This window comes from Pseudomonas sp. P5_B2, from assembly GCF_056400445.1.
In genome coordinates this window covers 27916-49287 of the sequence record NZ_JBFULH010000002.1, presented here as the reverse complement: position 1 = coordinate 49287, position 21372 = coordinate 27916, and the positions used below count along the sequence as shown (strand labels likewise).

General features: G+C 62.2%; 17 protein-coding genes. 13 read left to right on the top strand and 4 right to left on the bottom strand.

Annotated elements, in window-relative coordinates; genetic code table 11:
• Positions 1-93 precede the first annotated feature (93 nt).
• From AC1DRJ_RS00680 to AC1DRJ_RS00630, 11 genes are all read left to right on the top strand, one after another.
• Positions 94-1179, top strand: a complete 1086-nt coding sequence (locus AC1DRJ_RS00680; protein WP_477800341.1) for an alkene reductase — start codon at positions 94-96, stop codon at positions 1177-1179.
• Positions 1176-3029 carry a long-chain-acyl-CoA synthetase gene (locus tag AC1DRJ_RS00675; RefSeq protein WP_477800340.1) on the top strand — a complete coding sequence of 618 codons (1854 nt, stop codon included), beginning with the start codon at positions 1176-1178 and terminating at the stop codon, positions 3027-3029. The genes AC1DRJ_RS00680 and AC1DRJ_RS00675 overlap by 4 nt, the downstream gene beginning before the upstream one ends.
• A complete protein-coding gene (locus AC1DRJ_RS00670) occupies positions 3022-4107 on the top strand; it encodes an MBL fold metallo-hydrolase (protein ID WP_477800339.1) in 1086 nt (361 codons plus the stop codon). Before AC1DRJ_RS00675 ends, AC1DRJ_RS00670 begins: the two co-directional genes overlap by 8 nt.
• 67 nt (positions 4108-4174) lie before the next feature.
• Positions 4175-5842 (top strand): DUF1302 domain-containing protein, encoded by a 1668-nt coding sequence (locus AC1DRJ_RS00665; protein ID WP_477800338.1) that lies wholly within the window; start codon positions 4175-4177, stop codon positions 5840-5842.
• Positions 5843-5935: 93 nt separating this feature from the next.
• The gene (locus AC1DRJ_RS00660; protein ID WP_477800337.1) at positions 5936-7147 is read left to right on the top strand and encodes a thiolase family protein; all 1212 of its coding nucleotides are present in this window, start codon (positions 5936-5938) and stop codon (positions 7145-7147) included.
• Positions 7148-7151: 4 nt separating this feature from the next.
• Positions 7152-8102, top strand: coding sequence for a bifunctional OB-fold nucleic acid binding domain-containing protein/MaoC family dehydratase (locus AC1DRJ_RS00655; protein ID WP_477800336.1), 951 nt, complete (start codon positions 7152-7154; stop codon positions 8100-8102).
• A 373-nt stretch (positions 8103-8475) separates the two neighbouring features.
• Positions 8476-9462 carry a WD40/YVTN/BNR-like repeat-containing protein gene (locus AC1DRJ_RS00650; protein ID WP_477800335.1) on the top strand — a complete coding sequence of 329 codons (987 nt, stop codon included), beginning with the start codon at positions 8476-8478 and terminating at the stop codon, positions 9460-9462.
• A 14-nt stretch (positions 9463-9476) separates the two neighbouring features.
• Positions 9477-11909, top strand: coding sequence for an efflux RND transporter permease subunit (locus AC1DRJ_RS00645; RefSeq protein WP_477800334.1), 2433 nt, complete (start codon positions 9477-9479; stop codon positions 11907-11909).
• 147 nt (positions 11910-12056) lie between these two features.
• Positions 12057-13292, top strand: a complete 1236-nt coding sequence (locus tag AC1DRJ_RS00640) for a LuxR C-terminal-related transcriptional regulator (protein WP_477800333.1) — start codon at positions 12057-12059, stop codon at positions 13290-13292.
• Between the two features lie 177 nt (positions 13293-13469).
• Positions 13470-14237 carry an SDR family oxidoreductase gene (locus AC1DRJ_RS00635; RefSeq protein WP_477800332.1) on the top strand — a complete coding sequence of 256 codons (768 nt, stop codon included), beginning with the start codon at positions 13470-13472 and terminating at the stop codon, positions 14235-14237.
• An 11-nt stretch (positions 14238-14248) separates the two neighbouring features.
• Complete coding sequence (locus AC1DRJ_RS00630; RefSeq protein ID WP_477800331.1) at positions 14249-15082, top strand: SDR family NAD(P)-dependent oxidoreductase; 834 nt, start codon at positions 14249-14251, stop codon at positions 15080-15082.
• Between the two features lie 129 nt (positions 15083-15211).
• Here the strand turns inward: AC1DRJ_RS00630 and dmpG are convergent, their stop codons facing one another.
• The 4 genes from dmpG to AC1DRJ_RS00610 all read right to left on the bottom strand — a co-directional run bounded on the left by dmpG (position 15212) and on the right by AC1DRJ_RS00610 (position 18860).
• Positions 15212-16240 carry a 4-hydroxy-2-oxovalerate aldolase gene (gene dmpG / locus AC1DRJ_RS00625; RefSeq protein ID WP_477800330.1) on the bottom strand — a complete coding sequence of 343 codons (1029 nt, stop codon included), beginning with the start codon at positions 16238-16240 and terminating at the stop codon, positions 15212-15214.
• Between the two features lie 10 nt (positions 16241-16250).
• Complete coding sequence (locus AC1DRJ_RS00620) at positions 16251-17177, bottom strand: acetaldehyde dehydrogenase (acetylating) (protein ID WP_477800329.1); 927 nt, start codon at positions 17175-17177, stop codon at positions 16251-16253.
• A gap of 46 nt (positions 17178-17223) precedes the next feature.
• Positions 17224-18015, bottom strand: coding sequence for a fumarylacetoacetate hydrolase family protein (locus tag AC1DRJ_RS00615; RefSeq protein WP_477800328.1), 792 nt, complete (start codon positions 18013-18015; stop codon positions 17224-17226).
• A gap of 71 nt (positions 18016-18086) precedes the next feature.
• Positions 18087-18860, bottom strand: a complete 774-nt coding sequence (locus tag AC1DRJ_RS00610; protein ID WP_477800327.1) for a glucose 1-dehydrogenase — start codon at positions 18858-18860, stop codon at positions 18087-18089.
• A gap of 211 nt (positions 18861-19071) precedes the next feature.
• On the opposite strand from AC1DRJ_RS00610, the gene AC1DRJ_RS00605 reads away from it, so the two are divergent.
• Both AC1DRJ_RS00605 and AC1DRJ_RS00600 read left to right on the top strand, forming a co-directional pair.
• On the top strand, positions 19072-20259 hold the full coding sequence (locus tag AC1DRJ_RS00605; RefSeq protein WP_477800326.1) for an acyl-CoA dehydrogenase family protein: 1188 nt from the start codon (positions 19072-19074) through the stop codon (positions 20257-20259).
• 80 nt (positions 20260-20339) lie between these two features.
• Complete coding sequence (locus tag AC1DRJ_RS00600; protein ID WP_477800325.1) at positions 20340-21362, top strand: 2Fe-2S iron-sulfur cluster-binding protein; 1023 nt, start codon at positions 20340-20342, stop codon at positions 21360-21362.
• The last annotated feature ends 10 nt before the right edge of the window (positions 21363-21372 follow it).

Genomic DNA, 21372 nt, shown 5'->3' with positions numbered 1-21372 from the left:
TCATTCGGCCCATATCCGCTGCCATGTCAGCGCTTGCCCACACTGTGGCGAGCCCGGCGACAGCCTGAAACAATAAGAAGCTGAGGAATTGAAATGAGCGTCTTGTTCGAGCCGGTCGCCCTGGGCGAGCTTCAATTGGCCAACCGCATTGTCATGGCCCCCATGACTCGCAGCCGCGCCCTTGCCGATGCAGTACCCGGTAGCGAGATGGTCGAGTACTACCGTCAGCGTGCCAGTGCCGGGTTGATCGTGGCCGAGGGCACCGCGCCGTCCGCCAGCGGCCTGGGCTACTGTCGCACCCCGGCGATCTACAGCGACGAGCAGATGGTCGGATGGCAACGGGTCACCGAGGCGGTGCATGCCGAGGGTGGACGCATTGTCCTGCAGCTGATGCATGTCGGTCGCGCCGCCAGCCAACACAACAAGCCGGCGGGGGCGGCCACGGTAGCTCCATCGGCATTGCGTGCGCGCACTCAAGTGTTCAGCGACGCTGCCGGCCTCGTGGACACTGACGAGCCACAGGTCCTGACCCTGCAAGGTATCGGCAATGTCATCGAAGACTATCGTCAGGCCGCATTGAATGCGCGCCAGGCTGGCTTCGACGGTGTCGAACTGCACTGCACCAGCGGCTATCTTCCGATGCAATTCATGGCCTCTGGCAGCAATCAGCGCAGCGATGCCTACGGCGGTGATGTCACGAGGCGTGTGCGTTTTGCCAAGGAAGTGATCGAGGCGATGGCCAGTGCCATTGGTGCCGGACGCGTCGGCTTTCGCCTGTGCCCCGGTAACCCCTACAACGACATCGACGACCACGATCCGGCCGCCACGGCAGCCGCCTTATGTGATGCCGTAGCACCGTTGGGCCTGGCCTACCTGCACATCATGCGCTCGCCATTGGCAGACCTCGATGCCTTCGCCCTGGCGCGTCGGCACAGCCCTCATGCCTTGATTCTCAACGATGGTTTCGACGGTCCTTCGGCCAGTGCCGCTCTCGCGTCGGGCGAGGGGGCTGCCGTGTCGTTTGGCCGTCACTTTATTGCCAACCCCGATCTGGTGGAGCGCTTGAAGCGTGGCTTGCCGCTCAATCGCTTTGATCGCAAGACACTTTATACGCCGGGCTCGGCTGGCTACTCGGATTACCCCGCCTATCAAACAATCGCCGAGGAGGTGGCGCAATGAACCTGAACGACTTGCCTCACGTCCTGCCGACCAGCCCGGTACCACGGGAACAGACCCAGGCGCTGCTCGATCAGCGTTCGATTGCTGCCGGGCAGATAAAGCCGAAAGACCTCTATACCTTGGCTGACCGCCTGGAGCAAAGGGTGGCGGAGCAGGGCGAGCGCACGTTTCTGATCTATGGCGAGCAGACCCTGAGCTACTTTGAGGTCGATGCACGGGCCAATCAGATGGCTCACACGTTTTATGCCAATGGCCTGCGCGCCGGCGATGTCTGCGCCCTGGCCATGGAAAACCGCCCGGCGTTCTTCTGCACTTGGTTCGGCCTGGTCAAGCTCGGGGTGGTGGTGGCCTTCATCAATACTCAGGTCAACGGCCGCCCACTGCTGCATGCGTTGCAAACCACCGACGCGAAGGCGTTGGTGGTCGGCGAAGAATGCCTGGCCAATGTGCAGGCCACCGAAGGTTTTCCGGACCTGCCGTGCTGGCTGATACGCGACACGGAAAATCCGTGGAGCGGCCCGTTGCCCAAGGGTATCGACGGTCATTTTGCTGCGCGCCTGGAGAAAGCCCCGCGCACGCCGTTTCCCCGCGATATCCGCGCGCACATCGAAGCGCAAGCCCCAACCCTGCTGATCTTTACCTCGGGCACCACCGGCTTGCCCAAGGCGGCGCGCTACAGCCACATGCGCTGGATGTCCTCGGGCGATGTGATGGAAGTCACCCTGCAAGCTACCCGCGAGGACGTGTTCTATTGCTGCCTGCCGCTGTACCACGGCGCCGCAGCCACGTCGGTGACCTCTACCGCGTTGCGGGCCGGTGCGGCCATTGTGGTGCGCCGCAAATTCAGCGTGCGCGAGTTCTGGAAGGACGTCGCTCGTCATCGGATCAGCATCTTCCAGTACATCGGTGAGATCTGCCGCTACCTGCTCAATCAGCCGCTGCAAGTGGGCGAGCGCGAGCACAGCCTGCGCTGCATGCTTGGCGCCGGGCTGTCGCCGGACTCCTGGCAGCGCTGGCTGGAGCGCTTCGGTCCGATCCAGGTGTTCGAGGGCTGGGGGGCTACCGAAGCCAATGCTGCAGTGATCAACGTCGACAACTATTTCGGTTCCTGCGGACGGGTGCCGGACTGGAATAAAACCAACCTGCGGCTGGTGCGTTACGACATCGAAAACGACTGCCATCCACGGGACGAAAACGGTTTCTATCAAGTCTGCAAAGTGGGCGAGGTTGGCGAGGCCATGGGCTTTATCGTCGATCACCCTGAGATTGGTGGCGGGCGCTTCGAGGGTTACACCTCAAGAGAGGCGACCGAGAGCAAGATTCGCCGCAACGTCCTGCGCGAGGGCGATGCCTGGTGGAGTTCCGGCGACTTGCTGCGCGAGGACTCCGACGGTTACTGCTACTTCGTCGACCGCATCGGCGATACCTATCGCTGGAAGAGCGAGAACGTTTCGACCCTGGAAGTGGCCGACGCCTTGGGCGATCTGGCGGGGCTGGAGCTGATCAACATTTATGGCGTCCAGGTGCAGGGTCATGAAGGACGCGCCGGCATGGCTGCCGTGTTGATGCAGGCGGGTTGCGAGTTCGATCCAGCTTCCTTGTACGCCTTGGCCGAGGCCCGTCTTCCGCGCTATGCCGCCCCCGTTTTCGTGCGTGTCACTCAGTCAGCAGACCTGACCGCCAGCTACAAGCTGCGCAAGGTCGATCTGCAGCGTCAGGGCTATTGCCCGGCTCGTTGCAGCGATCCGTTGTTCATCCGCGATGAACATGCCCGCACCTATGTGCCCTATTCGGTAGAGGCCCTGACTCGGGTCGGCCTCTCGCCCTTCGCGGTGACCCACCATGACTGATCTGGATGCCAACGGCCACGAACTGCGCAGCGGCCTGCGTTACCCCTGGCCGCAGCCGCCTGATTCCGGGCAGGTGCTTGAAGTGGCACCGGGCGTGTGGTGGCTGCGCATGCCGCTGCCGTTTCGCCTGGACCACATCAACCTCTATCTGCTGCGCCACACCGATGGCTGGGTGGTGGTGGACACTGGCATGAATACCGAACAGACCCGCGAGGTCTGGGACCGGGTGCTGAGTGAGGTATGTGCCGGGCTGCCGCTGCTGGCGGTGGTCTGCACCCATTTTCACTCTGACCATGCCGGTGTGGCCGCGTGGCTTTCGGAGCGTTTTCACTGCCCGGTGTACATGACCGCCAGCGAGTTCCAGTCGTTGCACGTCAGGTTTCCCGGCGATCAGTCGCCGGGCTGGGACTTTCTCGATTTCTACCGCAAGGCCGGCGTCAGCGACGACCAGAGTGCCGAGATGTTTGCGGTGATGAGCAACGCGCATTTCCTGCCTGCGCCATTGAACCATTACCGCCGCTTGCATGAGGGCAGCCAGCTGCACATTGGTGGGCGCACCTGGCAAGTGGTCATCGGGCGCGGTCACTCGCCGGAACATGCCTGTCTGTATGCCGCTGATGACGGCTTGCTGATTTCTGGCGACCAAGTGCTGCCGCGCATCACCTCCACCGTCGGTGTGCATGCGACGGAGCCGTTGGCCAACCCGCTGCGCGACTGGCTCGACTCCATCGAGCACTTGCGCACTTTGCCCGACAGCGTGCTGGTGCTGCCGGCGCACGAGCGGCCGTTCTTCAATTTGCATCAGCGCCTGGATCAGCTGGAGGCCCATCACCGCGGGCATCTGGCCTTGATGCTGGCCAACTGTGACGAGCCGCGCACCGTGCTCGAACTGATGGCCCTGTTGTTTCCCAAGCTGTCAGGTCGCTTCGACGAACTGATGGCGCTTGGCGAAACGTTGGCCCATGCCAACTACCTGGTGGCCGAAGGGTCGCTGGAGCGGGAAGAGGACCGGGGGCGATATCGCTACCGGCGTGCTGTAAGGGGAGCGTGCGCTGTTACCTCGCTCAAGGTGTTTTGAGCGGGCGGCACGGCAGCAGAGTTGAACATTCCAGGCAGCCAGTCGGTTGTCATTGAGGAGAGTCAGTGTGATCAACAAAAACAACAATAACTCTACGGTCATCGGTTCGCGCGCATTTCAGGTCAGCAGCCTGGCGGCAGCCATTGCGCTGGTGGCCACACCCGTTTGGGCCGGTGACACGATCGAGTTCGACAACGGCGCGACCGTCGACTGGTCGGTGACTACCAGCTACGGCATCGGTGTGCGCACTGGCGGTTCGAGCGATCGCTTGCTGACGATCAACGCCGATGATGCCAACCGTAACTTCGATAGTGGCAGCCTGACCACCAACCGTGTCGGCGCGCTGGGCGAATTGATCCTGCGCAAGGACAACTACGGCGCCGTGGTGCGCGGCAGTACCTTCTACGACGACGTCTACCACCGAAAGAACGATAACGATTCACCCGCAACAGTGAACAAAAACGGCAGCAACGACGAGTTCACCAGCGATACCCGTTACTACAGCGGCGGTCGTAGCAAAATGCTGGATACCTATGTGTTCAGCGGCTGGCGCTTTGACAACGACACCATGCTTGACGTCAAGGCCGGGCGACACATCGAGTCCTGGGGCGAGAGTTTGTATTACCCAGGTGTGAACGGCGTTCAAAACCCTTCCGATGCGGTAAAAGCCTCGCAGCCGGGTGTTGAAGTCAAAGAAATACTGTTGCCGGTGGGCCAGTTCTCCGGCTCGTTCCGTCTGAACCCCAGCCTGACCTTTGGTGCGTACGTGCAGTACGAATGGAAGGGCACTGAACTGCCGCCGGTAGGCAGCTACCTGTCGGGCACCGACGTAGTGGGGCCGGGGCGCGAGTTTATCTACGCCAACGGCCAGAAGGTCAAATACCTCGGTACCGATGAACCGAGTGATGGCGGCCAGTGGGGTGTGCAAATGCGCTATCGCCCGGTACCGGCGGTCGAGCTGGCGCTGTTTCACGTCAACTACCACGACAAAAACCCCGCCACCGCACTGGTCGGCTACGACCCGTTTCCGGTCGGCAACGGCAGGTTGGCCATGGCCATCAATGGTTATCGGATCAAGTATTTCGAGGACATCAAACTGACCGGCATCAGTGCCTCAACCAAGATCGGCGATACCCAGGTCGGCGCCGAGTGGTCGTACCGCGACGGTGCGCCAGTGATGGTCAATACCGGCCTTGGCGCGGTGCCGGCCAAGGGCAAGGGTCAGCAAATGCAGTTGTCAGCCATCCGTATCCTGGGGGACCGTCCCTGGGCCAGCCAGACCAGCCTGACTGCCGAAATCATCCGCGTGCAGGTCGATAGCGTCGAATCCACTTCGGCGGCACCCAACCTGCAAGGTCTAAATCTGCTGCCCTCGGTGGCAGCACTAGTGGCGCCTTCCGATGACTACACCTACAGCACCGCCGCTGGCGTGCGCACCAAGTCTTCCAGCGCCTACACCTTGGGGGCATCGTTCAGTTATCCGGGAGTTTTCCAAGGCTGGGATCTGGAAGTGCCGGTGCGCTTCTCCAACGTGTTCAGCGGCTCGACACCGATGTCCGGGAGCATCTCCGGGATACACGGCGACCGACGCCTGAGCGTGGGTACCACGTTCAAATATTTGGGCAACCTGGAAATGGGCCTGACCTATGTTGGCTATCTGGGTGAAGCCGACCCGATCGATCGTCCATTCGCCGACCGCGACTACGCCACGTTCTCGATGAAATACACCTTCTAATCGACCACTCAAGGTCCGGGTCGCCTTGCTGCGCCCGAACCTTCATCAAAACCTGGAAATGGCCGCAGCGTAACGCTTCGGCATGGAGGCACTATGGGACTCAAAGGGCATGCGGCCATTGTTGGCAGCGCACAATACAAACCGGAGAAGTATTCGACCGCACCCAAGATGTTTCACCTGGAGCAAGTCGCCGACCTGGCGGCCCAGGCGCTGCGCGATGCCGGGCTCAAGGCCTCGGACCTCGACGGGTTGGTGATCAACGGTCCGCATTTTCATGAAGCTTCGGTGTTCGTACCGGCGATGGCCGCCGAGTACCTGGGCCTGCGGTTGAACTTTGCCGAAGTGGTGGACCTGGGCGGCTGTACGTCGGTGGGTATGGTTTGGCGCGCCGCCGCCGCGATCGAACTGGGGTTATGCCAGGCGGTACTCTGTGTCATCCCCGCGCGCATGGCGCCGTTGGGCCCCGACGAGGATCCTGGCTGGATGGCCCGGTCCATGCGTTTTGGCGGGCACAGCACGGCATTTGGCGCGCCCGAAGCCGAGTTCGACCTGCCTTACGGGCACATGGGCCAGAACACCGGCTACGCCATGATCGCCCAGCGTTATGCCGCACAGTACGACTATGACCAGCGAGCGATGGCCAAGATCGCCGTCGACCAGCGCACCAACGCCCTGGCGAACCCGCAAGCGATGTTCTATGGCCAGCCGTTGACCATCGAGCAGGTGCTGGCCAGCAAGATGGTCGCCGATCCGTTGCACGTCCTGGAAATCGTCATGCCGGTGGCCGGTGGCGCCGCATTGATCATCACCAACAAGGAAGTGGCGGCGCGGTCCCGCAAGCGTCCAGCGTTCATTACCGGGTTTGGCGAACACCTGGCATTCAAGTCGCCGTCCTATGCCGAGGACATGCTGCACACGCCGATCGGTCCGGCTTCCCAGCGGGCCTTTGCCATGGCCGGACTCAAGCCCAAAGACGTCGATGCCGCGCAGATCTACGACTGTTACACCATCACCACCTTGTTGACCCTGGAGGATGCCGGTTTCTGCGGCAAGGGCGAGGGCATGGCGTTCGTGCGTGAACACGACCTGACCTGGCGTGGCGATTTCCCGATGAACACCCATGGCGGGCAACTGAGCTTTGGCCAGTCGGCCTCGGCCGGTGGCATGAGCCAGGTGATCGAAGCGGTGACGCAAATCGCCGGCACCGCCGGTGAACGCCAACTGGGCCGCTGCGACAGCGTCTACGTCTCCGGCACCGGCGGCGTGATGAGTGAGCAGGGCGCATTGATACTTCAGGGAGCATAAGCACATGTCCAACAACAAACCGATGCCGGTCGCGACGCAGATTTCCGCGCCCTTCTGGGAGGGCCTGAAGGCTCGCCGCCTGTTGATCCAGCAATGCAACGCCTGTGCGCACTGGAACTTCTACCCGCGCCGGCATTGCCCGGTGTGCCTGGAACACGACCTGGCCTGGCGCGAAGTCGATGGCGCCGCGACGCTGTACAGCTTCACCGTGACGCGCATCGCGACCTTGCCCGACTTCATGGATGAGATGCCGCAGAAACTGGCGGTGGTCGAGTTGGCCCAAGGGGTGCGAATCAACACTAACCTGGTAGGCCTTGACGAGGACGAGATCCAGATCGGCATGTCCTTGCAGCCGGTGTTCGCCGAAGTCGACGCCAAGGGCAACCGCCTGCTGCGCTTCACCGGGGTGGACAAAGATGCTGCGGGCCTTGAGTCGCTTCCCGCGCAGGACAGTGAACCGGCGTCTGCCGCGTCCGAGCATCCGCCCGCCCGTCAGATCGACCTCAACGATGGTCCGGCCTTGCAGACTCTGGTCAGCGAGCAGTTCAGCGACTGGAGCAACGTGGTGGTGGTCGACCAGGCACTGATCGATACCTTTGCCGAGTTGTCAGGCGACGATTACTGGATCCATACCGATCCGGAGCGGGCGCGCCTGCAAAGTCCGTTTGGCGGCACCATTGCCCATGGTGCGCTGGTGCAAGTGCTGCAGTCGCGGATGAAACTGGCGCTGGGCTACGAGATCTGCGGTTTCAGCACCCAGATCAACTACGGCTCTGATCGCCTGCGCTTCCCGGCGCCGGTACCGGCTGGCTCGCGTATCCATTCGCGGGCCCGGGTGAAAAAAGTCGAAATCCTGTCCCGTGGCACCCAGCTGACCCTGGAACTCAACATTCATGTGGTGGGCCAGGATCGGCCGTCGGTGATCAACGACTTGGTGATCCTGTACATGGCCTGACCGCAGGGCGGCCTCCACCCGCCGAAGATCCCCTGTAGGAGCCGGCTTGCCGGCGATGACGTCCATGCAGTCGACGAATTGGTTGCCTGACCTGACGCTATCGCTGGCAAGTCGGATCGCCGCATCGCAGCTCCTACAGGATGCCAAGGCAATCAGTTCGGTTTGCACATAAATACCCACCATTCCCGCCCCACGCCATTTGTGCCAATGCATAAGCCATTTGGACGATGTGTCACCCATTCCTTGCGCCGACTATTCCCTCAGAGGCAACGCCCATCTCGTTTGCCTCGCATGCCTTGGCGCGTGACAAAAACAAGAGGATCGGCCCTATGACTTGCCCTAAGCACGTGTACCCCGAACAGGAGCGCTACTCATGCGCTCGGTGATCGGCTACGCGGTTTGCCTGGTGGTCGCCCTGACCATTGGCTACACCTTTTCCCCAAAGTCCCCTCCGCAAGTGGAACTGTTGGCCACGCGTCCGGATCGGGTGCAGATCAACGGCCTGTTCAATCTTGGCTCACGGGTGATAGCCGTGGGCGAACGGGGCAGCATCCTGCTCAGTGACGATCAGGGCGTCAGCTGGCAGCCAGCCGCAGTCGCCACTCAACGCGATGCCACCCTGACCGCAGTGGTGGCGTTGGACGACAAGCGTTTGCTGGCGGTCGGGCATGACGGCTGGATTCTGCGCTCCGTGGATTCAGGCAGCAGTTGGCAGGAAATGCGCCACGACAGCGATCTGGGCGAACCGCTGCTGGGCATCTGGGCCGGTGGTGGCGACAGCGTCTTGGCTTTCGGCAGCTTCGGTAAGTTCTATCAATCCGTTGATGCCGGGCAGACCTGGACTGCGCAGTCCCTGGACATCGACAACGCACACTTGAACAGCATGGCTGGCGGCAACGATGGCCGCCGCATGCTGGCGGGCGAGCAGGGCCTGGTAATGCGTACGGCCGACGACGGCCAGCACTGGCAAACCTTGCCTGCGTTTTACAGCGGCTCGCTGTTCGGCATCGTTCGCCTGAGCGCGAATAACTGGGTGACCTACGGCATGCGCGGCAATGTTTTCGTCAGCCATGACTTCGGCGACAGCTGGACCCGGATCAACGTAGGTAACCAACTGCCTTTGTATGGCCATGTATTGCTGCCCGATCACTCGGGACTGGTGATCGTCGGTGCAGGCAGCTCGGTGGTGCGTCTGGATGCACAGGGCGTGTTGGTCGGCGTCGGTCGCCTGGCCGGTCTCGGTACGTTGACCTCGGCGACGATGGTCGGCCCGCGTCTGCTGGTGGGTGGGGAGCGCGGGGTATTGCAGGGTTCAGCTGGCAGCGTCGCTGCCTTAATGGCCACACAGGCCACCCAGTAAATGAGAGGCAGGCAATGAATCAAGGTAAACACTGGGTGACGCGCTGCGTCGAAACGTGTGCGGACCACTTGATGGCCTGGCGCAAGGGACTGCTGTTGCTTTTTGTTCTGGTGACGCTGGGCCTGGGTTACAGCGCCACCCACACGCAACTGGATCCGGGGTTCAACAAACAGATCCCCGTGCGTCATGAATACATGATCAATTTTCTCAAGTTCAGCCGCTACTTCACCGGCGCCAACCGCTTCCTGGTCAGCGTACGCTGGAAAGGCGAGGGTGATATCTATAACGCCGAGTACCTTGAGACCCTGCGTAAAGTCACCGACGACGTGTTTTTCATCTCTGGAGTCAGTCGCCCCAGTGTGACGTCGCTGTTTACCGCCAACGTGCGCTACATCGAAATTACCGAGGAAGGTTTCTTTGGCGATGTGGTGGTGCCGCCGCGCTTTAGCGGCACCTCCGAGGATTTGGCGCAGGTGCGCAGTAACACGGCAGCCTCCGGGCAGGTCGGTCGCCTGGTGGCCAATGACCTCAAATCGGCCATGGTCCGCGCCGACCTGCAGGACATCGACCCAAAGACCGGCCAGCCCGTGTCCTATGTCGACATCGCCAAGCGCCTCGAAGACATTCGCGCCAAGTACAACAGTCCCGATATCGACATCAACATCGTTGGCTTCGCCAAACTGGTGGGTGATGTGGTCGAAGGGTTGAACACGGTGATCGGCTTTTTTGTTGTGGCTTTCGTGATCACCGGGTTGCTGCTGTGGCTGTATTCGCGCTCGCTGCGCCTGACGGTGGTGGCGCTGGTTGTCGCGTTGCTGCCGGTGGTCTGGTTGCTGGGCCTGTTGCCGCTGCTGGGATTGGGCATCGATCCGATGTCGATCCTGGTGCCCTTCCTGATCTTCTCCATCGGCGTATCCCATGCGGTGCAGATGACCAACGCCTGGAAACAAGACGTGCTGGCCGGTAGCACGTCGAAGGAGGCGGCGCGTTCGGCGTTCTGCAAGATCTTCATCCCCGGTTCCCTGGCCTTGCTGATGAATGCCCTGGGGTTTGCGGTGATCATGATGATCGATATTCCCATCGTCCAYGAACTGGGGGTGACGGCCTGCATCGGCGTGATGTTGATGATCATCACCAACAAACTGATGTTGCCGGTGATCATTTCCTACCTACGCCTGGAACCAGCGCTATTACGTCGGGCGCAATCCAAACCGGCGGGCAAGCACCGCTTGTGGTGGCGTCTGTCGGCGCTGGCTGAACCGGGGCCCGCCCTCGGCGTGTTTGTGGTCAGTCTGTTGCTGCTGGCGGTCGGGGCCTACAAGGCTCGCGACCTGGCCGTGGGTGATATCGGCGCGGGCGCGCCGGAGCTGCGGGCCGATTCGCGCTACAACCAGGACAACGCAAAGATCATCAGCAGCTACTCCATCGGGCTGGATGTGATGTCGGTGTTCGTCCAGGTCAAGGGTGTCGAAGAAGGTTGCCTGTCACCTGCGGTGATGCGCGCGGTGGAAGCCTTCGATTTCCGCATGCGCACGGTCTCGGGTGTGCAGTCGATTCAGAGCGTGGCGGACATGGGCAAGCGGGTGATCGCTGGCAACAACGAAGGCAATCCGCGATGGGCGGCGATTCCGGGATCACCTCGTGGCCTGAGTCAGGGCGCACGGGCCTATATGCCGGATGACGGCCTGGTCACCGACGGCTGCCAGCAGATGCAGATTCTGGTGTTCCTTGCCGACCACGAAGGCAGCACCGTCAGCCATGCAATCGCTGAAGCCGGGCGGATCATTGCCGAAGTCAGCTCGCCGCAAGTCGAATTCCTCCTGGCCGGTGGCAACGTGGGGGTGATGGCGGCCTCCAACGAGGCGGTCAAACGCGCCGAAGTGATCATGCTCGGGGCGCTATTCGGATCGGTGGCATTGTTTTGCTGGCTGACCTTCTTGTCGATCCGCGCGGTGCTGTGCATTCTGGTGCCGCTGGCGATCGTCGCGATTCTGTGCAACGCACTGATGACCATGCTCGGGATCGGCCTTAAGGTCGCCACCTTGCCGGTGATGGCGCTCGGGGTGGGGGTGGGCGTCGACTACGGCATTTACCTGTACGAACGTATTCAGCACGAAATGCTGCGCGGATCCAATCTGCGCGAGGCGTTCTACCAGGCCATGTGCCAACGCGGTACGGCCGCGGTATTCACAGCCGTGACCATGTCCATTGGCGTCTGCACCTGGTCGTTCGCACCGCTGAAGTTCCAGGCTGACATGGGGGTGTTGCTGTCGTTCATGTTCCTGGTCAACGTGCTGGGGGCGATTTTCCTCCTCCCGGCGTTGGCAGCCTGGTTCAATCGCGGTCGACCGTTGGTCGCCGGTCGGGTGCGCCAGCCGGTGCCTGCACAAGGGCAGTTCCGCCTGAAAAACAACCCTGCGGCGCGTGATCCCGGTAGCGAAAAATAAACCTGTCGGGCCTATTGTGGAGTCCGCAGGCACTAGAGAAACTGGCTGGCAAGTAGCAGTCGAGTGGGGGGGAGCCCAGGTTCCCCCAGCCGAAATTATAAAAATAACAAGGGAAGGGCGCAGTCCTTACCCGAGCGAGATAAGACTATGCAAAATGCTGTCTTGACCCATGAAGCCCTGGCCAGCCTTGGCCTCGACCTCACAAGCTACAACCAGTTGGTGGGCGAAATCTACGAAGGCGCCCTCGATCCGAAACACATGGCCCACGCCCTCAGAAGCTTTCTCAAGCTCTACGATGCCAACTACGTCACCCTGATCCTGCGGGTGCCGGAACAACCCGATACGGGCGTGATGATCATCGTCGGCGACATCGAAGGTGCCGGTGATGTCTGCTACATGACCTACCCACAGACCAATTCGCCTTTCTCCAATCAGCCGCTGGACAGTGTGTTCACGGTCGATGACATCATGAGCTCCACGGAATGGGAACACAGCGCCTACTTCAAGGCTTTCTGCGGTCCCAACGATGTGTATCACGTGATGTGCGCGGACATTTCTACCCCGGACGGTGGCAAGCTGCGCTTTCGCATCACCCGCCCCAAGCGGGCCCCCAACTTCTCTGCCCACGATCGGGCAGTGTGCGCCAGTTTCCTGCCTCACCTGCGACGTGCCTCGCAACTGCATAACCTGCGGGACCGCAGCGAATCGCTGAGCGAGTTGTACTCCCAGGCCATCAGCCGGTTATCGGTGGCGACCCTGGTGCTCGACGAGAGCGGCAGCGTGTTGCAGATCAATCCGGTGGCCCAGGAAATCCTTTCCCGTTCCGATGGCCTGAAACTGGTGGGAGGACGCCTGGAGGCGACGTATCCCAGCGACAACCGTGAGCTGCAACGCCTGATTCGTGGCGCGTTCTGCCCGGATGCGCCGAAAAGCGCCGAGGCCATGTCGGTGACGCGGCCATCCGGCCTGGTCAACCTCGGCGTGGTGGTCGAATCGATTCCGTCCCTGGACTGGGCCGAGGAGAAGGGCCAGCCGGCGGCGCTGGTGTACATCCGCGATGCGTCGAGCAAATCCCTGGCCAGTGAAGTGGTGACCAAGCAGCTGTTCAACCTGACCAAGGCTGAAACCGCCCTGGCCATGGAACTGGCCAACGGCTTATCCCTGGAGGAAGCTGCCGAGGTTTTGAATATCCGGCGCAACACCGCGCGGGCTCACTTGCGCTCGATTTTCTCGAAGACCGGTGTGCGGCGCCAGACCGAACTGGTGCGCATCATGCTCAACAGCGTGGTGGCCTTGGGCAAGCCGCAACTTGCGTTGAAGGTGGCCGAAAAAATCAAGGTGCCGCCACTGCGACTGGCCGTGCCGATCTATCGCCAGGCCTGACCTGTAGGAGCCATACTTGCCGGCGAAGAACGATAACGCGGTATCACAGATACACCGCGGCGTCCGGTTCGCGGGCAAGTCGGATCGCCGCCCGCTCGCCCCTGCATAGTCCGCACAGACGATGCAATCCCGTGATCATCCTGTCGATACTGGGTGGACCTATCACGGAGAATCACAATGCCTATTACAGCCATCACCGGGAGTGCTTCGGGAATCGGTGCCGCCGTCTCCGCCGCCATGCGGGCCGCGGGACATCAGGTTATTGGTATCGATCGCAGCAACGCCGAAGTGATCGCCGACCTGTCCACTGCTCAGGGGCGTGAGGCGGCCATTGCGCAAGTGCTTGAACTCAGCGGCGGGGTCCTCGATGGGCTGATCTGCTGCGCTGGGGTCGGCGTGACGGCACCGACCTGTAGCCTGATCCTGGCGGTCAACTATTTCGGCGTCAGCCAGTTGCTCGACGGCCTGCAAGGAGCGTTGGCCAAGGGCCAACAACCGGCGGCGCTGGTGATCGGCTCGGTGGCGGCGACTCATTCGGGCCCCGAGGGCCAGTCGATGACGGAAGCGATGATCGCCGGTGATGAGGCCCAGGCACTGCAATTGGCCAACACCCTCGGCCAGCCTCACGTCGCCTATGCGGCTTCCAAATATGCCATCAGCCAGCATGTCCGCAGCCTGGCTGTGAGCTGGGGCAAGCAAGGCATGCGGGTGAACGTAGTGGCGCCGGGGGCAGTAGAAACCCCGTTGCACCAGGCTTCGCTGGACGATGCACGCTTCGGCAAGTCGACCCGCGAATTCGTTGCGCCACTGGGCCGCTCCGGGCAACCTGCGGAAATCGCCGCAGTGGTCGCGTTCCTGCAATCGCCGCAGGCTTCGTTTATCCATGGCAGCGTGCTGTTCGTCGATGGCGGCATGGACGCCATGGTCCGCGCCTCGCGCTTCTAAAAGGAACTCCCATGAACAAAGTGGCATTCATCACCGGCGCCAGCCGGGGTATTGGCCGCGAGGCGGCGCTGGCGTTTGCCCGCGCCGGTTTCGACCTGGCGATCAGCGCCCGCACCCTCAACGAGGGCGAACAACATGAACATTCCCTGCGCGACGCTGCCGGGGCACCGCTGGCCGGGAGCCTCAACAGCACGGCGCATTTGTTGCGCGAGCTCGGTTGCCGAGTGCTCGTCGTGCCGATGGACCTGCTCGACAGCGACTCGGCCCTGAACGCCTGCCAGGCTGTGCTGGCCGAGTACGGGCGCATCGACGTGCTAGTCAACAACGCGATCTACCAAGGCAGCGACCTCAACGCCGGGTTCATGGACCTGAAGGTGCAGACTCTGGAGCGGATGTTTCAGGGTTACATCCTTACCCCGTTCCTGCTGACCCGGGCGGTGACCGAACACATGGTGACGCGCGGCGGCGGGGTGGTGATCAACGTTACCTCCGGCGCCGGCGAAAGCGACCCACCGGTAGCGGCGGGGAAGGGTGGCTGGGGTTATGCCTATGGCGCGGGCAAGGCAGCGGTGTCGCGACTGTCCGGGGTGCTGAGCACAGAACTGGGCGAGGCCGGGGTGCGCGCTTATACCCTCAATCCGGGCGTAGTCACCACCGAAGCCCTCAAGGCCACCATCGGCGATAAAGGCCTGATCGCGCTGCGCGCCGGCAGCGCACCACCCCATGTACCAGCGGCGGTGATGCTGTGGCTGGCTACTGCTGAACAGGCGCCGGGGTTTCAACGCCGGACCATCGCTGCGCAGCCGTTTGCGTTGGAGCACGGCATCGTCGCCGATTGGCGTTAAAACCTATTCCATTGATACCAATCAGGAGTGGGAGCGAGCCTGCTCGCGATGGGGGCATCCAGTCGCCAACAATGTGGACTGGTCTACCGCCATCGCGAGCAGGCTCGCTCCCACAGGGGCAGTGTGGTCTTACGCCTGCCGACGCTGACGGGCGAGGGTCATGGCGGTGTCTTCGATCATGTCTTCCTGGCCACCGACCATGCCGCGACGGCCCATTTCAACGAGGATCTCCCGGGCCGACACGCCGTATTTTTTCTCGGCCCGTTTGGCGAACAGCAGGAATGAGCCATACACCCCGGCATAGCCCATGGTCAGGGCATCGCGGTCGCTGCGGATCGGGAAGTCCATGATTGGCACGACGAGGTCTTCGGCCACGTCCTGAATGCCGAACACGCTGACACCCGTCTCGATACCCATGCGGTCACACACCGCCACCAGCACTTCCATTGGTGTGTTCCCAGCTCCAGCACCAAGGCCCGCGCAGGCGGCGTCGATACGGTTTGCTCCGGCGGCAATCGCGGCGATGGAGTTGGACACGCCCATCGACAGATTGTGGTGGCCATGAAAACCGATCTCGGTCTCTGGCTTGAGGGCCGCGCGCATCGCCGCCACACGGGCGCTGACCTCGTGGGGTAGCAGATAGCCCGCCGAGTCGGTCAGGTAGATGCAGTTGGCGCCGTAGCTTTCCATCAGCAAACCTTGCTTGACCAGACCTTCGGGGCTGTTCATGTGGGCCATCATCAGGAAACCGACGGTATCCATGCCCAGGCCGCGGGCGTGGGAGATGTGCTGTTCGCTGACATCGGCCTCGGTGCAATGAGTGGCCACCCGAATGGTGTTGACCCCCAGCTCATAGGCCATTTTCAGATGATCGACGGTGCCGATGCCCGGCAGCAGCAGAGCTGAGACCTTGGCTTTTTTCATCAGCGGGATCACTGCTGACAAATACTCCTCGTCGGTGTGGGCCGGGAAGCCGTAGTTCACCGAGCTGCCGCCCAAGCCGTCGCCGTGTGTGACTTCGATCAGCGGCACGCCGGCCGCGTCGAGGCCGCAGGCTATGTCCTTCATCTGTTGCAGGCTGATCTGGTGACGCTTGGGGTGCATGCCATCGCGCAGGCACATGTCGTGAACGGTAATGCTTTTGCCGCGAAGATCCATGATCGACTCCTTATGCGTGGGCGGTTTGGGCGGTGGCTTGCAGAACCAGTTCGCCCTTGAGGATTTCCTCGGCAAACATCTCGGCGGTGCGTGCCGCTGCGGCGGTCATGATGTCGAGGTTGCCGGCGTACTTGGGCAGGTAGTCGCCCAGGCCTTCGACTTCCATGAAAATCGACACTCGATTGCCGTCGAACACTGGGCCATTGACCAACTTGTAGCCGGGCACGTAGCGCTGCACTTGCTCGATCATTGCCAAGATGGCGGCGGTGATTGCCGGTTGGTCGGGCTCGATGGCGGTCAGGCAATGCACGGTGTCGCGCATGATCAGCGGTGGTTCGGCGGGGTTGATAATGATGATCGCCTTGCCTTTCTTCGCGCCGCCGACCTTTTCCACTGCGCTGGAGGTGGTGCGGGTGAATTCGTCGATGTTTTTTCGGGTGCCGGGGCCGACTGATTTTGAGGCGGCAGTGGCAATGATTTCGGCGTATTCCACCGGCTGCACGCTGGATACCGCCGCCACCAGCGGAATGGTGGCCTGGCCGCCGCAGGTGACCATGTTGACGTTCATCACGCCCAGGCCCAGTTGAGCCTTGAGGTTGACCGGCGGTACGCAGTACGGGCCGATAGCCGCTGGGGTCAGGTCGATCATCAACACGCCCAGGGCATTGAGCTTGCGCGAGTTCTGCGYGTGCACATAGGCCGAGGTTGCGTCGAAGGCGATCTGGATCTGGTCTTCGAGGACATGGGGCAGCAATCCGTCGACACCGTCGGCGGTGGTCTTCAGGCCCAGCTCGCGGGCACGCGAAAGGCCTTCGGAGGTGGCGTCGATGCCCACCATCCATACCGGTTCCAGCACGTCACTGCGCATCAATTTGTACAATAGGTCGGTGCCGATGTTGCCCGGCCCGATCAGCGCGCATTTGATCTTTTTGCTCATGGTCTTTGGCTCCAGGGAGGGAGAAAGGGAGGGGAATGAAGGGTGATCAAGGGACAAAGCGCAGGCTGGCGTCACCCAGGCCACTCATGGACAGACTGACTTGGTCACCGGCGACTACTGGCACCAGCGGTGCCAAGGCACCGGAGAGAATGATCTCGCCACGGCGGAACGGGATGCCCAGTTCGCCCAGGGTATTGGCCAGCCAGGCCACGGCCGCGCAGGGATGTCCTTGCACCGCCGAGCCCAGTCCCGAGCCTGCCGGCTGGCCGTTTTTCAGCAGTTGCATGTGCACGGCAGCCAGGTCCAGTGAGCGAGGGTCGATACGCTGGGTGCCGAGGGCGAACACGCCACAGGAAGCGTTGTCGGCCACGGTGTCCTGGATACGGATCTGCCAGTCGTCGATCCGCGAGTCGACGATCTCGAAGCACGGCACGACCCATTGGCTGGCGGCCAGGACGTCCTCGGCGCTTATGCCCGGGCCTTGTAAGTCTTCACCGAGGATAAAGGCGATTTCGCCTTCGGCCCGTGGCTGGATCAGGTTATAGCGGGCCAGGCTGACATCGCAGCCATCCTCGACCTGCATGGCATTGGTGAGGAAACCGAAGTCCGGTTGGTGGACGTCCAGCATTTCCTGCACTGCGCGGCTAGTCACCCCGATTTTCTTGCCAATCACCTGCTCGCCAAGGGCTTCTCGGCGTTGCAGGAAGCGCAGGGAAATCCGATAGGCCTGTTCCAGGGTGATCTGTGGATAGCGCCGGGTCAGGGGCGCCAGGGTCTGACGGCTGCGCAAGGCGTTGAACAGTTCGTCACCGAGCGTGTTGATCAAATGAGCGTCCATGGCAGGGCTCCAGATAGGTGGGGAAAAAAAGCCCGTCCGAACGTCATCAGGGACGGGCCAAAAGGAGGCGTTCAGCCGGGCCAGACCGACGAGTCGGCGCCGCCGTCGACATCGATAATCTTGCCGGTAACCCAGGCCGAAGCCGGGCTGGCGAGGTACAGCGCGGCAGCAGCGATGTCTTGCGGGGTGCCCAGGCATTTGAGCGGGGTGTTGGCTTCCATGACCTCGCGCATGGCGGTCGGCATCACGCCGTTCAGCGCTTCGGTCAGGGTCGGGCCGGGGGAAACGGCGTTGACCCGGATCTGCGGCGCAAAGTCCTGGGCCAGCAAACGGGTCAGATGGCTGAGAGCGGCCTTGGCTGTGCCGTAGGCGCTGAAATGGCGCTGGGCATAGCGTGCCGCCACCGAGCTGATATTGATGATGTTGCCGCCACCTGCCTCACGCATCAGCGGCACACACAATTGGCAGAAGGCGTAGCTGGTGGCGACGTTGAAGGTCAATACCTGGGCGAACTGCTCCGGCGTCATCGCCAGCGGATCGTTAGGACCGCCACCGCCGACATTGTTCACCAGATGAGTGATACGACCCATTTGCTCCACGCTTTGACGCACCAGCGCGTGGCGTTGCTCGGCGTCGTTGACGTCGCAAGCGAACGCCAGGGCGCGCCGTCCCAGGCCGCGAACTTCTTCGGCCACTGCCTGAACCTCGTCCAGCGACCGCGCCGAGCACACCACATCGGCGCCGGCTTCGGCATACGCCAAGGCGATCGCCCGACCGATTCCCCGGCCGCTGCCGGTGACGATGGCGACGCTGCCGTGCATCTGGAAACGCTGCAAAATACTCATGGGCCCTTGCTCCGTGGGGTCGATTGTCGATGGATGAAATATCGCCGCAACGGCCGCCGCCAGCATCGTCTCAATGGACTATCAAACAGGGCACATAACCTGTGGGAGCGAGACCACCCCTAGTCCGCTTTGACGATGAATGATTGTTCGCTCGATCCGATGATCCATCTCAACTCGCGCAGTGGCGCAGTGAGATCGGGAGAGTTGAGAGATGCACAGCATGCGAGAAAAGACCCAGGACGAACGTGATCTGCTTGAACGTGCGCGGAGCCTGGTGCCCGCCCTCAAGGCGCGCACGGCGCAGGCCGACAAGGACTTGAAGGTGCCGCAGGAGAGCGTCGCCGAGCTGCAGTCCGCCGGCTTGCTGCGAGCCTTGCAACCAAGGGCGTTTGGTGGATATGAAGTGGACCCGCGTACCTTCTTCGAAATCCAGACCATCCTCGCCGAGGGTTGCATGTCCACAGCCTGGATATACGGCGTGATGGGGGTTCACCCCTGGCAACTGGCGCGTTACCCGATCGAAGCGCAGCGCGAAGTCTGGGCTGATGACCACAACGCACTGATCTGCTCGACCTATATGCCAGCGGCCAGGGTCACGGTGGTCGAGGGCGGTTACCGCATCAGCGGGCGCTGGGGTTTCTCCAGCGGCAGCGAGCACTGCCAATGGGTGTTTCTGGGCGGGATCCTGCCGCCCGATGGCGAACTGGCAGCCGAGCACGGCACCTTCCTGTTGCCACGCAAGGACTATCAGATCGAACGTAATTGGGACGTGATGGGCCTGCGCGGCACGGGAAGCCATGACATCGTGGTCGAGGATGTATTCGTCCCTGCCCATCGCGTGCAGCGCACCAATAACTGGACCCTCGAAGCGACGCCCGGGCGGCTGGTCAACACCAACCCGATCTACGCGATCCCATTTGCCCAGGTGTTCTCCCGCGCCGTTTCCACCTCGGCCATTGGTGCCCTGCAGGGCGCGATCAACGAGTTCCGCGACAATGCCGCCAAACACATCGGCAAGCACGGCGCCCGTACCGCTGACGATCCTGTGGCGCAAACCGCCGTTGCCGAAGCGATGATCACCGTTGACAGCCTGCGCCTGGTGCTGGAGCGCAATTACGAGCACCTGATGAGCCTGGCCCGCGCCGGCGAATACCCGGATACCGAAACCCGCCTGTTGTATCGCTACCAGTCGGCCTACGTGACCAATATTTGCGCCGAACGGGCCAACGACCTGCTACGCAGCATGGCCGCTTCGGGCTTGTACAACACCAACCCGGTGGCGCGGCTGTTCCGCGACCTGCACCAGGCACGCGGGCACATCGCCAACAACTACATGGCTTACGGGCGCAGCTACGGCGCCGTGATGCTGGGCCTGCCCAACCCGGACCCTTACGTCTGAGGCCATGGCCTCCGTTTTTCGACCCCTTGGGTTTACACCTGCCGGTGATTCACGGGCAGGTGGTCATGAGTATCTGACCTATGAACAATTATCTTGCCCTGCGCGTGGCGCAAGTGATCGAGGAAACCGCCGATGCGCGCTCCCTGGTTTTCGACGTGCCGGAGCATCTGGGCGAACGTTTTCGCTATCAGCCCGGCCAGTTCCTGACCTTGCGAGTGCCTTTCGAGGACGGCTGGCTGCCCCGTTGTTATTCATTGTCGAGCACGCCATTGCTGGATGAGCCGTTGCGGGTAACGGTCAAGCGCGTGCACGAGGGACGCGCATCGAACTGGCTGTGCGGCGAATTGCAGGCCGGCCAGACCCTGGAGGTGCTGCCACCGGCCGGGGTGTTTGTGCCGTGCAGCCTCGACGGCGACTTGCTGCTGTTCGGCGGCGGCAGCGGCGTGACCCCGGTGCTGTCGATCCTGCGTTCGGCGTTGCTCGCCGGAACAGGCCGGGTCCTGTTGATCTATGCCAACCGCGATGAGTCTTCGGTGATTTTCAAGGATGAACTCAGACACTTGGCCAGTGCTCATCCGCAACGCCTGCAAATCGTCCATTGGCTCGATTCGGTTCAGGGCATCCCGAGCGTCGGGCAACTGGCCGAACTGGCGCGGCCTTTTATCGATGCCCAGGCATTCATCTGTGGTCCGGCCCCGTTCATGGATGCGGCCGTTAGCGCACTCAAGGGCCTGGGCATGCCGGATCGACGGGTGCATGTCGAGCGTTTCGTGTCGCTCCCCGGCGAAGGCGAACTGCCAATGGTCGCCAGCAGCGAGGCAGCAGTGGCCGCGCAGCTGGCAGTGCGCCTGGATGGCGAGGACCACCACGTGGCCTGTGACAGCGGCGAGACCGTGCTGGCCGCCATGGAACGTGCCGGCCTCAACCCACCCAGCGCCTGTCGTGTCGGTGGCTGCGCCTCGTGCATGTGCACGTTGGAAAGTGGCGACGTCGAGTTGCTGCACAACGATGCACTGGATGCTGGCGACTTGGCCGAAGGCTGGATTCTTGCCTGTCAGGCGGTTCCCACCAGCGCGCAACTGCGTATTCGCTTTCCCGATTGATGAGCCCGAG

Excerpts from the sequence above, each read along its gene's own strand:
- AC1DRJ_RS00635 (WP_477800332.1), top strand. The coding sequence starts at position 13,470 with ATGCCTATTACAGCCATCACCGGGAGTGCTTCGGGAATCGGTGCCGCC.
- dmpG (WP_477800330.1), bottom strand. The coding sequence starts at position 16,240 with ATGGATCTTCGCGGCAAAAGCATTACCGTTCACGACATGTGCCTGCGC.
- AC1DRJ_RS00655 (WP_477800336.1), top strand. The coding sequence starts at position 7,152 with ATGTCCAACAACAAACCGATGCCGGTCGCGACGCAGATTTCCGCGCCC.
- AC1DRJ_RS00680 (WP_477800341.1), top strand. The coding sequence starts at position 94 with ATGAGCGTCTTGTTCGAGCCGGTCGCCCTGGGCGAGCTTCAATTGGCC.
- AC1DRJ_RS00605 (WP_477800326.1), top strand. The coding sequence starts at position 19,072 with ATGCACAGCATGCGAGAAAAGACCCAGGACGAACGTGATCTGCTTGAA.
- AC1DRJ_RS00660 (WP_477800337.1), top strand. The coding sequence starts at position 5,936 with ATGGGACTCAAAGGGCATGCGGCCATTGTTGGCAGCGCACAATACAAA.
- AC1DRJ_RS00675 (WP_477800340.1), top strand. The coding sequence starts at position 1,176 with ATGAACCTGAACGACTTGCCTCACGTCCTGCCGACCAGCCCGGTACCA.
- AC1DRJ_RS00615 (WP_477800328.1), bottom strand. The coding sequence starts at position 18,015 with ATGGACGCTCATTTGATCAACACGCTCGGTGACGAACTGTTCAACGCC.
- AC1DRJ_RS00630 (WP_477800331.1), top strand. The coding sequence starts at position 14,249 with ATGAACAAAGTGGCATTCATCACCGGCGCCAGCCGGGGTATTGGCCGC.
- AC1DRJ_RS00650 (WP_477800335.1), top strand. The coding sequence starts at position 8,476 with ATGCGCTCGGTGATCGGCTACGCGGTTTGCCTGGTGGTCGCCCTGACC.
- AC1DRJ_RS00640 (WP_477800333.1), top strand. The coding sequence starts at position 12,057 with ATGCAAAATGCTGTCTTGACCCATGAAGCCCTGGCCAGCCTTGGCCTC.
- AC1DRJ_RS00610 (WP_477800327.1), bottom strand. The coding sequence starts at position 18,860 with ATGAGTATTTTGCAGCGTTTCCAGATGCACGGCAGCGTCGCCATCGTC.
- AC1DRJ_RS00670 (WP_477800339.1), top strand. The coding sequence starts at position 3,022 with ATGACTGATCTGGATGCCAACGGCCACGAACTGCGCAGCGGCCTGCGT.
- AC1DRJ_RS00600 (WP_477800325.1), top strand. The coding sequence starts at position 20,340 with ATGAACAATTATCTTGCCCTGCGCGTGGCGCAAGTGATCGAGGAAACC.